The 13556-nt window shown below is 63.7% G+C and carries 13 protein-coding genes; 8 read left to right on the top strand and 5 right to left on the bottom strand.

Going from position 1 to position 13556, the window contains the following annotated elements; genetic code table 11:
* The first annotated feature begins 6 nt into the window (after positions 1-6).
* A complete protein-coding gene (locus ACXJ1Z_RS16755; RefSeq protein ID WP_463778202.1) occupies positions 7-1188 on the top strand; it encodes a vWA domain-containing protein in 1182 nt (393 codons plus the stop codon).
* A 91-nt stretch (positions 1189-1279) separates the two neighbouring features.
* The gene (locus tag ACXJ1Z_RS16750; protein ID WP_463778201.1) at positions 1280-2083 is read left to right on the top strand and encodes a lipid II flippase Amj family protein; all 804 of its coding nucleotides are present in this window, start codon (positions 1280-1282) and stop codon (positions 2081-2083) included.
* On the opposite strand, the gene ACXJ1Z_RS16745 is transcribed toward ACXJ1Z_RS16750, so the two are convergent.
* Both ACXJ1Z_RS16745 and ACXJ1Z_RS16740 read right to left on the bottom strand, forming a co-directional pair.
* Positions 2074-3276: an exo-beta-N-acetylmuramidase NamZ family protein gene (locus ACXJ1Z_RS16745; protein ID WP_463778199.1), complete on the bottom strand. Its 1203-nt coding sequence runs from the start codon at positions 3274-3276 to the stop codon at positions 2074-2076. The genes ACXJ1Z_RS16750 and ACXJ1Z_RS16745 overlap by 10 nt on opposite strands.
* Entirely contained in the window at positions 3273-3812 is a 540-nt protein-coding gene (locus tag ACXJ1Z_RS16740; protein WP_463778198.1) for a DOMON-like domain-containing protein, read from the bottom strand. The genes ACXJ1Z_RS16745 and ACXJ1Z_RS16740 overlap by 4 nt, the downstream gene beginning before the upstream one ends.
* Positions 3813-3860: 48 nt before the next feature.
* On the opposite strand from ACXJ1Z_RS16740, the gene tyrS reads away from it, so the two are divergent.
* The 5 genes from tyrS to ACXJ1Z_RS16715 all read left to right on the top strand — a co-directional run bounded on the left by tyrS (position 3861) and on the right by ACXJ1Z_RS16715 (position 8521).
* A complete protein-coding gene (gene tyrS / locus ACXJ1Z_RS16735; RefSeq protein WP_463778196.1) occupies positions 3861-5090 on the top strand; it encodes a tyrosine--tRNA ligase in 1230 nt (409 codons plus the stop codon).
* A 98-nt stretch (positions 5091-5188) separates the two neighbouring features.
* On the top strand, positions 5189-5527 hold the full coding sequence (locus ACXJ1Z_RS16730) for a PilZ domain-containing protein (protein ID WP_463778194.1): 339 nt from the start codon (positions 5189-5191) through the stop codon (positions 5525-5527).
* A 62-nt stretch (positions 5528-5589) separates the two neighbouring features.
* Positions 5590-6912, top strand: coding sequence for an MFS transporter (locus ACXJ1Z_RS16725; RefSeq protein ID WP_463778193.1), 1323 nt, complete (start codon positions 5590-5592; stop codon positions 6910-6912).
* Positions 6909-7826, top strand: a complete 918-nt coding sequence (gene cysK / locus ACXJ1Z_RS16720) for a cysteine synthase A (protein WP_463778191.1) — start codon at positions 6909-6911, stop codon at positions 7824-7826. The genes ACXJ1Z_RS16725 and cysK overlap by 4 nt, the downstream gene beginning before the upstream one ends.
* A complete protein-coding gene (locus ACXJ1Z_RS16715) occupies positions 7823-8521 on the top strand; it encodes a dienelactone hydrolase family protein (RefSeq protein WP_463778190.1) in 699 nt (232 codons plus the stop codon). Before cysK ends, ACXJ1Z_RS16715 begins: the two co-directional genes overlap by 4 nt.
* On the opposite strand, the gene hisI is transcribed toward ACXJ1Z_RS16715, so the two are convergent.
* Complete coding sequence (hisI, locus tag ACXJ1Z_RS16710) at positions 8518-8853, bottom strand: phosphoribosyl-AMP cyclohydrolase (RefSeq protein WP_463781279.1); 336 nt, start codon at positions 8851-8853, stop codon at positions 8518-8520. The genes ACXJ1Z_RS16715 and hisI overlap by 4 nt on opposite strands.
* Before the next feature lie 381 nt (positions 8854-9234).
* Entirely contained in the window at positions 9235-9966 is a 732-nt protein-coding gene (locus tag ACXJ1Z_RS16705; RefSeq protein ID WP_463778188.1) for a ComF family protein, read from the bottom strand.
* A 97-nt stretch (positions 9967-10063) separates the two neighbouring features.
* On the opposite strand from ACXJ1Z_RS16705, the gene ACXJ1Z_RS16700 reads away from it, so the two are divergent.
* Complete coding sequence (locus ACXJ1Z_RS16700; protein ID WP_463778187.1) at positions 10064-10822, top strand: class I SAM-dependent methyltransferase; 759 nt, start codon at positions 10064-10066, stop codon at positions 10820-10822.
* A 22-nt stretch (positions 10823-10844) separates the two neighbouring features.
* On the opposite strand, the gene ppdK is transcribed toward ACXJ1Z_RS16700, so the two are convergent.
* A complete protein-coding gene (gene ppdK / locus ACXJ1Z_RS16695) occupies positions 10845-13508 on the bottom strand; it encodes a pyruvate, phosphate dikinase (RefSeq protein ID WP_463781278.1) in 2664 nt (887 codons plus the stop codon).
* Positions 13509-13556 lie beyond the last annotated feature (48 nt).

Below are 13556 nucleotides of genomic sequence, written 5' to 3'. Positions count from 1 at the left end.
TGACGCATGTTCTTCAACTTCGTCGATGAATTGCGGGCCGCAGGGATCAAGACCTCGTTCAAGGAGCACCTCACGCTGCTGGAGGCGCTCGACAAGGACGTGATCGAGCAGACGCCCGAGGCGTTCTACTATCTGTCACGCGCGACCTTCGTAAAGGATGAAGGCCTGCTCGATCGTTTCGATCAGGTCTTCCAGCGTGTCTTCAAGGGCATCCTGACCGACTATGGTCAGGCTCCCGTCGAAATCCCGGAAGACTGGCTGAAGAAACTGGCCGATCGTTATTTCACGCCCGAGGAGATGGAGGCCGTCAAGGGGCTGGGCTCCTGGGACGAGATCATGGAGACGCTCAAGAAGCGGCTGGAGGAGCAGGAAAAGCGCCACTCGGGTGGCAACAAGTGGATGGGAACCAACGGTACTTCGCCATTCGGCCATGCCGGCTACAATCCCGAGGGAATACGCGTCGGCGGCGAAGGCCGGCACGGTCGCGCCATCAAGGTGTGGGAAAAGCGCGATTTCGCCAACCTCGATAACACGAAGGATCTGGGTACCCGTAACATCAAGGTCGCGCTGCGGCGATTGCGGCGGTTCGCTCGCCAAGGCGCGGCGGAGGAGCTGGATCTCGATGCGACGATCGAAGGCACGGCGAAGCAAGGCTGGCTGGATGTCGTCATGCGGCCGGAACGGCACAATGCCGTCAAGGTGCTGCTATTTCTCGATGTCGGTGGTTCGATGGACCCGTTCATCAAGCTGATCGAGGAACTGTTCAGTGCCGCCACCTCGGAGTTCAAGAACCTCGAGTTCTTCTACTTTCACAACTGCCTGTACGAAGGCGTTTGGAAGGATAATCGGCGCCGCTGGTCCCAACGGACCACCACCTGGGACATTCTTCATAAGTACGGCCATGACTACAAGGTCATCTTCGTTGGCGATGCAGCGATGAGCCCCTACGAAATCAGCCATCCGGGCGGATCAGTCGAGCACATGAACGAAGAGGCGGGCGCGGTGTGGCTGCAGCGCGTCGTTCAGACGTATCCGGCCACTGTCTGGCTGAACCCCACGGCCGAGCGGCAATGGGACTATTCGACTTCGACGCGGATGGTTCGCGAGATCGTGCATGATGCCATGTACCCGCTGACGCTCGACGGTCTGGAAAACGCCATGCGCGAACTCACCCGCAAGAAGGCCTGAGGCGCCCGATGACGTCCGACTTGCCCCATGATCTTCCTTCGTTCGGCGGCGCTATGGCGTTGCTGACCGTGACGGCCTAGGAGCCGCGCCCATGGACCGGCAATTGCTCATCATCTGCCTGCTGACGGCGGCGATCAACCTCATCGGCACCCTCGCCTACTCGGCGCGGATCGCCGGGGTACGTACGCGGCGAATTGCGATGAGCTTCGCATTGTTCAACATCCTGGTGCTGGTTTCACGCACATCGAACAGCTTCCTGGGACCGTTTCTGGCCAAGCGCATCGAGACCAGGCTGGCGACCGGCGGCGGCGAGGCGCTGCTGGGCGACTTTCGGCTGGTTCTGGCGTCGGCTTCGATCGCGGTGTTCCTGGGTATTCTGCTGGTGCCGACCGGGCAGCGATTGTTCGCGGCGGGAATTGGCTATTTCCAGATCCACCGCTCGACCGGCAAGCTGGTGATGCGTCTGGCCTCGCCGGCAGGCGTGCGGGCGATCCGCGCATCGATCCGGATGCCATCGCTCAAGCACCTGCGCGGTTTCACCCAGGATCGCGGTGTCGGTTTCGGCGTGTTGCTTGCCAATTGCCTGGCGCAGGCGCTGATCGTCGTCGGTGTGCTGGCGTCGCTGTATGCCGGCTTCCTGAACCCGGAGTACCGCGTCACCGCCTCGCAGCTTTCCGCGGTCGTCAACGGCTTTGCGACGATCCTGCTGTTCGCGCTGATCGACCCGCAACTCTCGGTAATGACGGACGACGTGGTCGAAGGACGCATTGCCGAGGCGAGGTTTCGGCGGACGATCGTCTGGATTTCGATCAGCCGCCTGGTGGGGACCCTGCTTGCCCAGGCCTTATTCGTACCGTCGGCTCACGCGGTCGCCTGGATCGCCAACTACGTGTAGAGCAGCAGGTCCGCGACATCGTCCCGCCAGGCCGTTTCATCGCTTGTGGCAAGGGCATCGAGATCGCCGGGCCGAGCGGACGGATCATCCACCCATTCCCGCAACACCGGCCCCCCGTTGATGACGTCTATCGCCAGCCGATCGAATTCGTATTCATAGGGAAAATCGCGCCAGATCGGGTAATCCGGATAGAGCCGCCTGATCGATTTGAACGCCAGGGCCTGCAGCCGCCACGGTCTGAACGCCGCGTGATCGTAGAATGGCCCTTCGGCATGGATCATCAGCGCGTTGCACAAGGCCTTCTGATGCTTGTGGAACGTCGGCTCGAACCAGCATTCGCGCAGCGCGCAGCCGGCAAGCCACTCGGGCGCAAAGGCTTGCATGTCGTCCAGGACTTTCGCCGCCGCGATGTCGGGCGCGCCGAACAGCACCTCGAGCGGACGTGTCGTGCCTCGCGCTTCCGATAGCGTCGTGCCTTCCAGCATGACCGTTCCGGCATAAGCCCGCGCCATGTTGAGGTTGGCCGCGTTCGGGCTCGGATTGATCCACACGCGGTCCGTCGGCCAGCCAAAGCCCGGCGATCGAGCGGGCTCCCAGCCCTCCATGGCGATCACGCGATAATCGACGTCGAGTTTAAAGTGCCGGATGAACCAGTGGCCCATTTCTCCCAGCGTCAAGCCATGGCGCATCGGCATCGGGCCGGCGCCGACAAAGCTCTCCTGCCCCGGCAGCAATGTCGTGCCTTCGACGGGTCGGCCTGCGGGATTGGGGCGATCGAGCACCCAGACGCTCTTCCCCGTGTTAGCGGCCGCCTCCAGCAGATAAAGCAGCGTCGTCACGAAGGTATAGATACGGCAGCCCAGATCCTGCAGATCGAAGAGGAATACGTCGGCCGTATCCATCATCTCGCGCGTTGGCCGGCGTACTTCGCCGTACAGGCTGAAGATCGGGATGCCGAACTGCGGGTCCAGCTCGTCGCCGGTCTCGACCATGTTGTCCTGCTTGTCGCCCTTCAGCCCATGCTGCGGACCAAAGGCCGACGTCACGTCGATCCCTGCAGCCACCAGCGCATCGAGCGAGTGAGTCAGCGTCTGCGTGACCGATGCCGGATGTGCGACGAGGGCAACCCTGCGCCCCTGCAGCGGTTGGCGCAACGCGATGTCCGCCAGCAGACGGTCTATTCCAAACTTCATAGCTGATCCGCTGCCGCAAGCTCGACGACGAAGCAAGCCGCATCGTGGAAGTCCGGTTTGCCGGGTGGATGCGCAAGGGCCCAGAACGATTTCGCGCCGCCCTCCTCCTCGATCACCGCCGTCATGTTCAGCTGCCACGGTCTTGGTGGAAGCGCGGCGGCGGGAACCACTGCGTCGAAGATCGCCAGGGCCTCTCCCTTGCGCATCGCGCAGGTCGGCTCGTGTGGAAACGGCCGGGTGGCCATGCCCGCGCGATAGTCATTGAAATCGTACGCGTTCCAACGTTCCGACGGCGAAAGGTTTAGCTCGGTATAACCTGCTTCACCCGGCACTTTGACAAAGAGCTCGAAGCAGGTCGCCTGCCACAAGCCATCGGCCCTGCCCTTTCCGGCGAAGGGCGGCACGATCAGCTTGTAGGCTCCTTCGATCCGCCAGCGCAGCCGCAGCCAGTCTGCGTCAGGCGTGATCCGTGCGGTGATCTCTCGCACGGAAGTGGGCGGGAAGTCGGGATGGGCAAGCAGCGAGTGCGTTTGCAACCGCGTATCTCCATGCTAGGCGCGCGTTTGCGAAAAGGACGCTGCCCGATGACGTACAATTCCACCCTGCTCCGCCTGCTGGACGAGCGCGGCTACATTCACCAGGTGACCGATGCCGCCGGTATCGATGCCCTGGCGAGCAAGCAGGTGGTGCCTGGCTATATCGGTTTCGATCCTACCGCGCCATCGCTCCATGTGGGAAGCCTCGTTCAGATCATGATGCTGCGCTGCCTGCAAAAGGCCGGGCACAAACCGATCGTGGTGATGGGCGGCGGCACCGGCAAGATCGGCGATCCCAGCTTCAAGGACGAAGCACGCAGATTGATGACGGGTGACATCATCGCACAGAACGTGGCGTCTATCCGCCGCGTGTTCGAGCGTTTCCTGACCTTTGGCGATGGGCCGACCGACGCGATCCTCGTCGACAATGCCGAGTGGCTGGACAAGCTTGAGTACATACCGTTCCTGCGGGATATCGGCCAGCATTTCTCGATCAACCGCATGCTGAGCTTCGACTCGGTCAAGCTGCGGCTCGATCGGGAACAGTCGCTGAGCTTCCTCGAATTCAACTACATGATCCTGCAGGGATACGACTTCCTGGAGCTGTCGCGGCGAGCCGCGTGCCGGCTACAGATGGGCGGTTCGGATCAATGGGGCAACATCGTCAACGGCGTGGAATTGGCCCGTCGGGTTGACGGCACGCAAGTCTTCGGGCTGACCACGCCTCTGCTCACCAATGCCGATGGAACCAAGATGGGCAAGACGGTCAGCGGCGCGGTCTGGCTCAACGAGGACCAGCTTTCCAGCTTCGACTACTGGCAGTTCTGGCGCAACACCGACGATCGCGACGTCGGCAAGCGCCTGCGCCTGTTCACTGACCTGCCAATCTCGGAAATCAAGCGGCTCGAGGCGCTGGAGGGCGGCGAGATCAACGAGGCGAAAGTCGTTCTCGCCAACGAGGCGACCCGGCTGTGCCGCGGCGACGATGCCGCACGCACTGCCGAGGCCACGGCACGCGAGACTTTCGCGGGCGGTGGCATGGGTGAGGATCTGCCGACGATCGCGGTCGCCATCGACGGCATTCGTCTCGCTGCGGCGTGTACCGCTCTCGGCTTCACGGCATCGAACGGCGAAGCCAAGCGCAAGATCGGCGAAGGTGCCGTGCGCCTCGACGATGCGGTCGTCAGCGATCCCAATCTCCTGATCACCGTTGCCCCCGGCATTTCACGCAAGCTCAGCCTTGGCCGCAAGAAGCACGGCGTGCTGCGAAGCGTCTGACAAGTTGCTGAACGCCAGTTAACCCCGCTAATTCACGGTTTGTTTGCCACTATCGTGCATGACGAAATCTGCGACCAGAGGCAGGAGCAGACGAGGCAATGAGTGGCGGGGCACAGCTAACCGTAACGGACAAGCGGCGTGCGGCGCGTCATCCCGCCGAGTTCAAGGTGATCGCGGAACACCGGCAGCGCGGTGACGTGGTGTTGAACATCGTCAATGTATCGGCGCAAGGTTTCATGGTCCGGGGGCTGGACGACATGGAGCGTGGCGAGCGCGTCGTGATGCGTTTGCCGGTCGTCGGCAGGATCGAGGCGCATCTGATCTGGGCCCACGAGGATCGCGCAGGCTTCCAGTTTGAGCGTATCATCCGCCTGGATGACTTCACCAAGCTGGTCGACGCCATGCAGCCCAACCCACGGCTGCGCGCACGGCGGTGATCTGACGGCGCTGCGCCGACGCTTGGCGCCATGCAAGATACTCAACCAACTTAATAGACTGGATGGTTGGCAAACCGAGTTCGGGGTGCCATGTCGCGGGGGTGAGCCTAACCACCGTCGTTCCCTCCAGTCCGCTGGCCATTCCCGATTACCGCAGGTTCTGGCTTGCGCGGTTCGCTGCGGTGATCGCAACGAACGGCATGGTCGTGATCATCGGCTATCAACTCTACGACGTCGCGCGTGCCGAGTATGGGATGACGATCTCGCAAGCGTCGTTCCAGCTGGGGCTGCTGGGCCTTGCGCAGTTCATCCCGATCCTGTTGCTGACGCCGATCGCGGGTGTCGTCGCCGATCGGTTCGACCGGCGCTATGTCGCCAGCATCTCGATGTCGATCGACTTGTGCGTCGCGCTCGGGCTAGGTGTGATCACGGCCCTTGGCTGGCGCAGTCTTCCGGTATTGTTCACCTTCGCTGCACTGCATGGCGCGGTCAGAGTGTTCCAGGGACCGGCGCTGAGTGCCATTGCGCCAAACATAGTGCCGGCGGCGCTGATCCCCCGGGCGATCGCGCTCAACTCGATTGCCTGGCAAGCTGGTGGCGTCATCGGGCCGGCGACCTTCGGGTTTCTTTTCGCCTCGTCGCATCCGCTTCCTTACTGGACATCCGCCGTGCTGATGGCGATCGCCAGCGCGACGTTGCTTTCGATCCGATCGCTGCCGCCGCCGCCGGAATACGCGCGCCGATCGCATCCGCTCACCCAGATCGTCGGCGGCTTCAAGTTCGTGTGGAACGATCGTTTCCTGCTCGGTTGCATCACGCTCGACCTGTTTGCCGTGATCCTTGGCGGAGCGACCGCGCTGTTTCCGGTGTTCGCCCGGGACGTGCTTCACGTCGGCGCCGAAGGACTGGGCCAGATGCGCGCCGCCCCGGCCTTGGGCGCGGCGGCGGTCGCCTTGATCCTGTCCTTCCGCCCGCTGGAACACAACGTCGGCGTCAAGATGCTGCTTGCGGTGGGCGTGTATGGCCTGGCGACGATCGGCTTCGCCTATTCGCGGCACTTTGCCACCTCCTTGGCATTCCTCACCGTGCTGGGCGCGGCCGACATGGTCTCGGTCTTCATCCGCAGCTCGCTGATCCAGTTGAACACGCCCGACGATATGCGGGGACGGGTCTCCGCCACGTCGGGCCTGGCGGTTTCAGCCTCCAACGAACTGGGTGAGATGCAATCCGGCCTCGCCGCCGCGCTGCTCGGTGCCACTGGAGCGGTTGTGTTTGGCGGCGCTGCTGCCATATTCGTGACTGCGGTATGGTCGCGGTTGTTTCCGGAAATCCGCAAGGCGCGAACCTTCGCGCCCCAGTACCGCCAAAGGGAGAGTGCCCCATGAAGGCCGACAGCATCCTCGCCACCATCGGCAATACGCCGCATATCCGGCTCGCCCGATTGTTCCCCGACCATGAAGTCTGGGTCAAGAGCGAGCGCGGCAATCCCGGCGGCTCGATCAAGGATCGCATAGGCCTGGCCATGATCGAGGCGGCCGAAGCCGATGGCAGTCTGAAGCCGGGCGGCACGATCATCGAGCCGACGTCCGGAAACACCGGGATCGGTCTGGCCATGGCGGCCGCGGTGAAGGGCTATCCACTCGTTCTGGTGATGCCGGAATCGATGTCGCTGGAGCGTCGCCGGCTGATGCTGGCCTATGGTGCGACGTTCGACCTCACGCCCAAGGAGAAGGGCATGAAGGGCGCGATCGAGCGCGCCAAGGAACTGGTTGATCAGACGCCGGGCGCCTGGATGGCACAGCAGTTCGACAACCCGGCGAACATCGACGTACACGTGCGCACCACCGCACTCGAAATCCTGGCGGATTTCGCTGATACGCCGATCGACGTGCTGATCACGGGCGTTGGCACCGGGGGCCACCTCACCGGATGCGCCGAGCGATTGAAGCAGGACTGGCCGTCTATGAAGGCCTATGCGGTCGAGCCGACGCTCTCTCCAGTCATTTCCGGCGGACAGCCCGGCCCTCACCCCATCCAGGGCATCGGCGCCGGCTTCATACCTTCCAACTTGCACACCCAGTCGATCGACGGGGCGATCCAGGTCGATCCGGCGATTGCCAAGGACTGGGCGCGGCGCTCCGCCAGCGTCGAAGGCATCCTGGTCGGTATAAGTTCCGGCGCTACGCTTGCGGCGATCGCCGCCAAGCTGCCGGAGTTGCCAGTCGGTTCGCGCGTGCTGGGCTTCAACTACGACACCGGCGAGCGCTACCTCTCGGTTCCGGACTTCCTACCGGAGTGAGCGAACTCGAGCCACATTCGTACAGCCATGGTGAGACGCCGCTGACGGGGTGGCTGGCCCGCCCCCAAGGCACGCCGCGTGCCGCCATCCTGCTGCTGCCCACGATCGCCAACCCTGCCCCTGCCACGAAGCGCAGGGCCAGCATGTTGGCGGCCTTGGGCTACCTCGTCCTGGTGGCGGACTTCTATGGGCCAGCAGAAGGCGACGTGCAGGTGCTCGCTCAGGAGCTTCGTGCCGATGTGGCGCATTATCGTTCGCGTATCGACGCCGCCCTCGCGACGTTGCGCGACCTTCCGGAAAGCGCCGGGCTGCGGATCGGCGCTATCGGCTATTGCATGGGCGGACAAGCCGCGCTCGAAGCGGCCCGCGAGGGGCATGACCTGTTTGCGGTGGTCAGCTTCCATGGCTTGCTGACCACCGATCGTCCGGCGCTCCCTGGCGAGATCCGGGCCCGCCTGCTCATCTGCCATGGCGTCGACGATCCGCTGGTCCCGCGCGAGCAGGTCCTGACGTTCTGGGACGAGATGGAGGCCGCGAAGGCGAACTGGCACTTCCACGCCTACAGCGGCGTCAAACATGGCTTCACCGATCCCGGCAGCGACGCCCGCGGCATACCCGCTATCGGTTATGACGCGAGCGCGGATCGGCAAAGCTGGGCGGCGATGCTGGGCCTTTTCGACGAGATGCTCGGCTAGCGAGGAGCGATCGGCTCAAGCCGATCATCGACGAGCCGTCGGTAGAAGCAACTGGTTGCACCGGTGTGGCAGGCAGGCCCCTGCGGCTCAACCAGCATGACCAGCGCATCCTGATCGCAGTCCACCAGGATTTCGCGCACTTTCAAGAAGTGACCCGAAGTCTCGCCCTTCAGCCACAGACGACCGCGCGACCGTGAATGGAAATGCGCCAAGCCGGTTTCTCGCGTGCGGGCGATTGCCTCGGCATCCATAAAGGCGACCATCAGCACATCGCGATTGTCGGCATCGATGGCGATCCCGGTCACCAAGCCCTGCGCATCGAAACGGGGCATGAATATGGTTCCGCTCTCGCGATCTAGTTCGTCATTCACGCTGTGTATCCTTGAGGCCTAGATGTCTTGCGATGATGTTGCACGATAACCACAGCGCTAAACCAAAATCCGCGTCGATCTGCAAACACCCTTTCCAAGAATCACGTTTCGAGAGAACACCTGTCTTGCGGCCTTGGGGGGCTGCACACCGGACAGGTGCTGACGTTCAAGCGCCAACGGTTCAGGGAAACGGTCGAGCCCGCGTCAACGCGGCTTGGTCGACAATATGAGGGATCGAGCCAAGCGACGAACAGGGGCGTCGCTGAACTGCACTGCAGGGCTCACGAGTTTCGTCACGAGGACACCCGAGGGTTACCGCCCTCGGGTGTTTTCGTTTACGCATCACGCTTGCTCGTCGAGCACGCGTGCGAAACAACTGATCACCACCCGCTCAGCACCGGCTCGCAGTAGGGCCGAAACACAAGCCTCGCTGGTCGCGCCGCTGGTCAGCACGTCATCCACCAACAGGACATTGCGACCTTGCACGGCCATGGTGCCTTTAGGTGACACCGAAATCGCACCTCGCAACTCGCGCAGCCGGGCGCGGCGACCAAGACCGCCCAGGCTCGCGGTCGGCTTGTGACGAACCAATGCGTCCACCGCCAGCGTGCCGCCCGTCCCACGCGCGACGGCGCGCGCGAGGATAGCGGCCTGGTTGTAGCCACGACGCCATAAGCGCCAGCGGTGCAGTGGGACCGGCACGACCAGCCATCGGCTATCGTCGCCCAGTGGCACCTTTGCGACCATGAGCCGCGCCATCATCGGTGCCAGCCCCAAGCGGCTGCCGTGCTTGAAAGCAAGTACCAGCTTGCGAGAGGCCTCGTTGTAGAGCGTGGCGGCGGCGATCCCGGCATGGCGTGGCGGTTGAGCCAGGCACGGCGCACATGTGGCCTCAGCGAAGACTTCGTCGCCGAACGGCCGGCTGCAACGCAGGCAACTCGGGTCCCCCGGTATCGCCAGATCACTCCAACACATCGCACACAACCCGGCCTGCGCGTGAACGCCGGCACCGCATAACGGGCAACGGGGTGGAAAGACGAAATCGATCAGGGGATTGAGCACGGCGAGCAACACGGACCTCACGCTAGCTGATGCTGGCCGGCCGGCAAGGAACGAGTTCGATGCCCGCGCGATCGGTTGCATCGGCAGCAAGGCTACGGCAGGAAACGCCATGCCCTCCCAGCCCCCTCCCCGCATCTTTTCGCCCAACCGTCGACTAGCCGTGCGCAAACGGATGTTGATCGCGCAACGTCAGGTCGATGCGCCCCGCTATCTGCTCGACGACATGATCGAAGACGTGATCGAACGCCTCGCGTTCTTGCGTCATGAACCGCGCCGCACGCTGGTGATCGGTGACACCGGGGGCGTATTGGGTGCGGCGCTCACCCGCAGCGGTTCGCAAGTGATCGCGGTCGAGCCGGCGGACGGCTTCGAGGAGGAACGGCCCTACCCTGAAACCGCCTTCGATCTTATCACGACCATGGGTACTCTCGACACCGTCAACGACTTGCCAGGCGCGATGGTGCACATTCGTGATGCGCTGGCCCCGGGCGGCCTGCTGATCGCCAGCTTTGCGGGCGCAGGCAGCCTGCCATCGTTACGGGCGGCGCTGCTCACGGCCGACGGTGACCGCCCGGCGGGACGAGTCCATCCGATGGTCGACGTCAGATCGGGGGCCCAACTGCTACAGCGAGCAGGCTTCTCGGATCCGGTGGCGGATTCGCGGCACCTCGATGTCGCGTTCCGCTCGTTCGAACGCGAGGTTCAGGATCTGCGGGCCCAGGGTCTGATCAATGTCCTGGCGGATCCGGGACCCGCCTTGGGTAAGTCTGCGTGGTTGAAGGCTCAAGAGGCCTATGCGTCAGCGGCCACGGACGGGCGCACCATAGAACGGTTCGAATTGCTGACGCTTTCGGGCTGGCGACGGTAACGCCGCCAGCCGCTTACCGCTTTCAGGCCAAGGCCGCCTGCGCCGCCGCCAGTCGTGCAATCGGCACGCGGAACGGTGAAGCGCTGACGTAATCGAGCCCGATCTTCTCGCAGAACGCGATCGAAGCAGGATCGCCACCGTGTTCGCCACAAATGCCCAGCTTGATATCCGCGCGGGTCGCGCGGCCGCGTTGGGCGCCCAGTTCGATCAATTGCCCGACGCCTTCGATGTCCAGGCTGACGAAGGGATCACGGGGGTAGATGCCCTTTTCCACATAGGGGCTGAGGAACCGGGCCGCATCGTCACGCGAAACACCAAGCGTTGTCTGCGTCAGATCGTTGGTGCCGAACGAGAAGAACTTCGCTTCTTCCGCGATCTCGCCAGCCATCAGCGCCGCACGGGGCAATTCGATCATGGTGCCCACCATGTACTCGACCGACCGGCCCTTCTCGGCGAAGACCTTGGCGGCAGTCTCGTCGACCAGCTTCCTGAGGATCGCCAGTTCGCGCTTGGTGGCGACCAGCGGGATCATGACTTCGGGCACCGGCGCCTCGTCGACGCGGTCGAGAACATCGCAGGCCGCCTCGAAGATGGCGCGGGCCTGCATCTCGTAGATTTCGGGAAAAGTGATGCCCAGGCGGCAGCCACGGTGGCCAAGCATCGGGTTGGACTCGTGCAGTTCGTCCGCGCGGCGCTTGAGGGTCTCGACACCGATGCCGATCGTTTCGGACAGTTCGACGAACTCGGCATCGCCCTGTGGCAGGAATTCGTGCAGCGGCGGGTCGAGCAAGCGGATCGTCACCGGCAGGCCGGCCATGACCATGAAGATCTGCGCGAAGTCATCGCGCTGTTCGGGCAGCAGCTTGTCGAGAGCCAGGCGGCGGCCGGCTTCATCCTCGGCCAGGATCATTTGGCGAACGGCGGAGATGCGGCTGGCATCGAAGAACATGTGCTCGGTGCGGCACAGGCCGATGCCTTCGGCCCCGAACTGGCGGGCCATCTTGCAGTCGGCGGGCGTTTCGGCGTTGGTGCGCACTTTCATGCGGCGGTGCTTGTCGGCCCAGACCATCAGCTCGGCGAAGTCGCCCGCCAGTTCCGGCTCCACCGTGGGCACGCGGCCGAGCATGATGTCGCCGGTCGAGCCGTCGAGGGTGATCACATCCCCTTCCTTGAGATCGCGACCGCCGATCTTGAGCGTCCGGGCCTTCATGTCGATCGACACGGCGGACGCGCCAGAGACGCAGCAGCGGCCCATGCCGCGCGCAACCACCGCAGCGTGGCTGGTCATGCCGCCGCGCGCGGTGAGGATGCCCTTGGCGGCGTGCATGCCGTGAATGTCCTCGGGCGAGGTTTCAACACGCACCAAGATCACGGCGTCGCCGCGCTCGGCGCGCTTCTCGGCGGTATCGGCATCCAGCACTATCGCTCCGGAAGCGGCCCCCGGTGAGGCCGGAAGGCCCTTGCCCAGCACGTCGCGCTGCGCCTTGGGGTCGAGCGTGGGGTGCAGCAGCTGGTCGAGCGCCATCGGATCGATACGCAGGATCGCGGTCTTCTCGTCGATCAGACCCTCGGCGACCATGTCGACCGCCATCTTGAGCGCCGCCTTGGCGGTGCGCTTGCCCGAGCGGGTCTGCAGCATCCACAGCTTGTTGCGCTCCACCGTAAACTCGATGTCCTGCATGTCCTTGTAGTGCTTCTCGAGCAGCTCGAACACGGCGGCCAGTTCGCCATAGGCGGCCGGCATCGCCGCTTCCATCGACAGCGGCTTGGCGCCGGCGAGGTTGCGGGCGCGTTCGGTCAGGTACTGCGGGGTGCGGATGCCAGCGACGACGTCCTCGCCCTGCGCGTTGACCAGCCACTCGCCGTAGTAGGCCTTCTCGCCGGTCGCGGGATCGCGGGTGAAGGCGACGCCGGTGGCCGAAGTCTCGCCCATGTTGCCGAACACCATCGCTTGCACGTTGACGGCGGTGCCCCAGTCGCCCGGAATGTCGTTCAAGCGGCGATAGACCTTGGCGCGGTCCGAATCCCAGCTGTCGAAGACGGCCTGGATGGCGCCCCAGAGCTGCTCGTTCACATCAAGCGGGAATGGATGGCCCAGAGCGTCCTGGACTATGCCCTTGTACTCGGCGACGATCTTCTGCCACTCTGCGGCAGTCAGTTCCGTGTCGTTGACGTAGCCGTTGTCTTCCTTGGCGACTTCGAGCGCTTCCTCGAACAGATGATGCTCGACGCCCAGAACCACGTCCGAATACATCTGGATGAAGCGGCGATAGCTGTCCCATGCGAACCGCTCGTCACCTGAAACCTTGGCGAGGCCCTGGACTGTATCGTCGTTCAGACCAAGGTTGAGCACGGTGTCCATCATGCCGGGCATGGAAACCCGGGCGCCCGAGCGGACCGAAACCAGCAGGGGATCGGCGGCGTCGCCGAAACTCTTGCCAACGGTCTTCTCGATATGAGTCAGCGCCTCGGCCACGTCGGCGCGAAGCTGGTCCGAGAAGTTGGCGCCTTCGGCAAGGTACTTCACGCATTCTTCGGTGGTGATGGTGAATCCGGGGGGGACCGGCAAGCCGATCCCGGCCATCTCGGCGAGGTTCGCACCCTTGCCGCCGCAGATGATCTTGTCGCGCGAACGCGGATCTTCATGCTTCACGCCGCCGCCGAAGGTGTAGACCTGCTTGACCATAGTATCGATGCCCATCGGTTTTCCTCATGCTCAAGTGCGAGGATTCGC

This window comes from Novosphingobium sp. TK46, assembly GCF_055361525.1.
Note: the sequence above shows the minus strand (reverse complement) of the source record. Positions and strands in the feature narration are given on the sequence as shown.

Bases quoted from the DNA above. Each gene is read 5' to 3' on its own strand.
- ppdK (WP_463781278.1), bottom strand. From the start codon at position 13,508: ATGGTCAAGCAGGTCTACACCTTCGGCGGCGGCGTGAAGCATGAAGAT.
- tyrS (WP_463778196.1), top strand. From the start codon at position 3,861: ATGACGTACAATTCCACCCTGCTCCGCCTGCTGGACGAGCGCGGCTAC.
- ACXJ1Z_RS16750 (WP_463778201.1), top strand. From the start codon at position 1,280: ATGGACCGGCAATTGCTCATCATCTGCCTGCTGACGGCGGCGATCAAC.
- hisI (WP_463781279.1), bottom strand. From the start codon at position 8,853: ATGCCCCGTTTCGATGCGCAGGGCTTGGTGACCGGGATCGCCATCGAT.
- ACXJ1Z_RS16745 (WP_463778199.1), bottom strand. From the start codon at position 3,276: ATGAAGTTTGGAATAGACCGTCTGCTGGCGGACATCGCGTTGCGCCAA.
- ACXJ1Z_RS16700 (WP_463778187.1), top strand. From the start codon at position 10,064: ATGCCCTCCCAGCCCCCTCCCCGCATCTTTTCGCCCAACCGTCGACTA.
- ACXJ1Z_RS16730 (WP_463778194.1), top strand. From the start codon at position 5,189: ATGAGTGGCGGGGCACAGCTAACCGTAACGGACAAGCGGCGTGCGGCG.
- ACXJ1Z_RS16755 (WP_463778202.1), top strand. From the start codon at position 7: ATGTTCTTCAACTTCGTCGATGAATTGCGGGCCGCAGGGATCAAGACC.
- cysK (WP_463778191.1), top strand. From the start codon at position 6,909: ATGAAGGCCGACAGCATCCTCGCCACCATCGGCAATACGCCGCATATC.
- ACXJ1Z_RS16725 (WP_463778193.1), top strand. From the start codon at position 5,590: ATGGTTGGCAAACCGAGTTCGGGGTGCCATGTCGCGGGGGTGAGCCTA.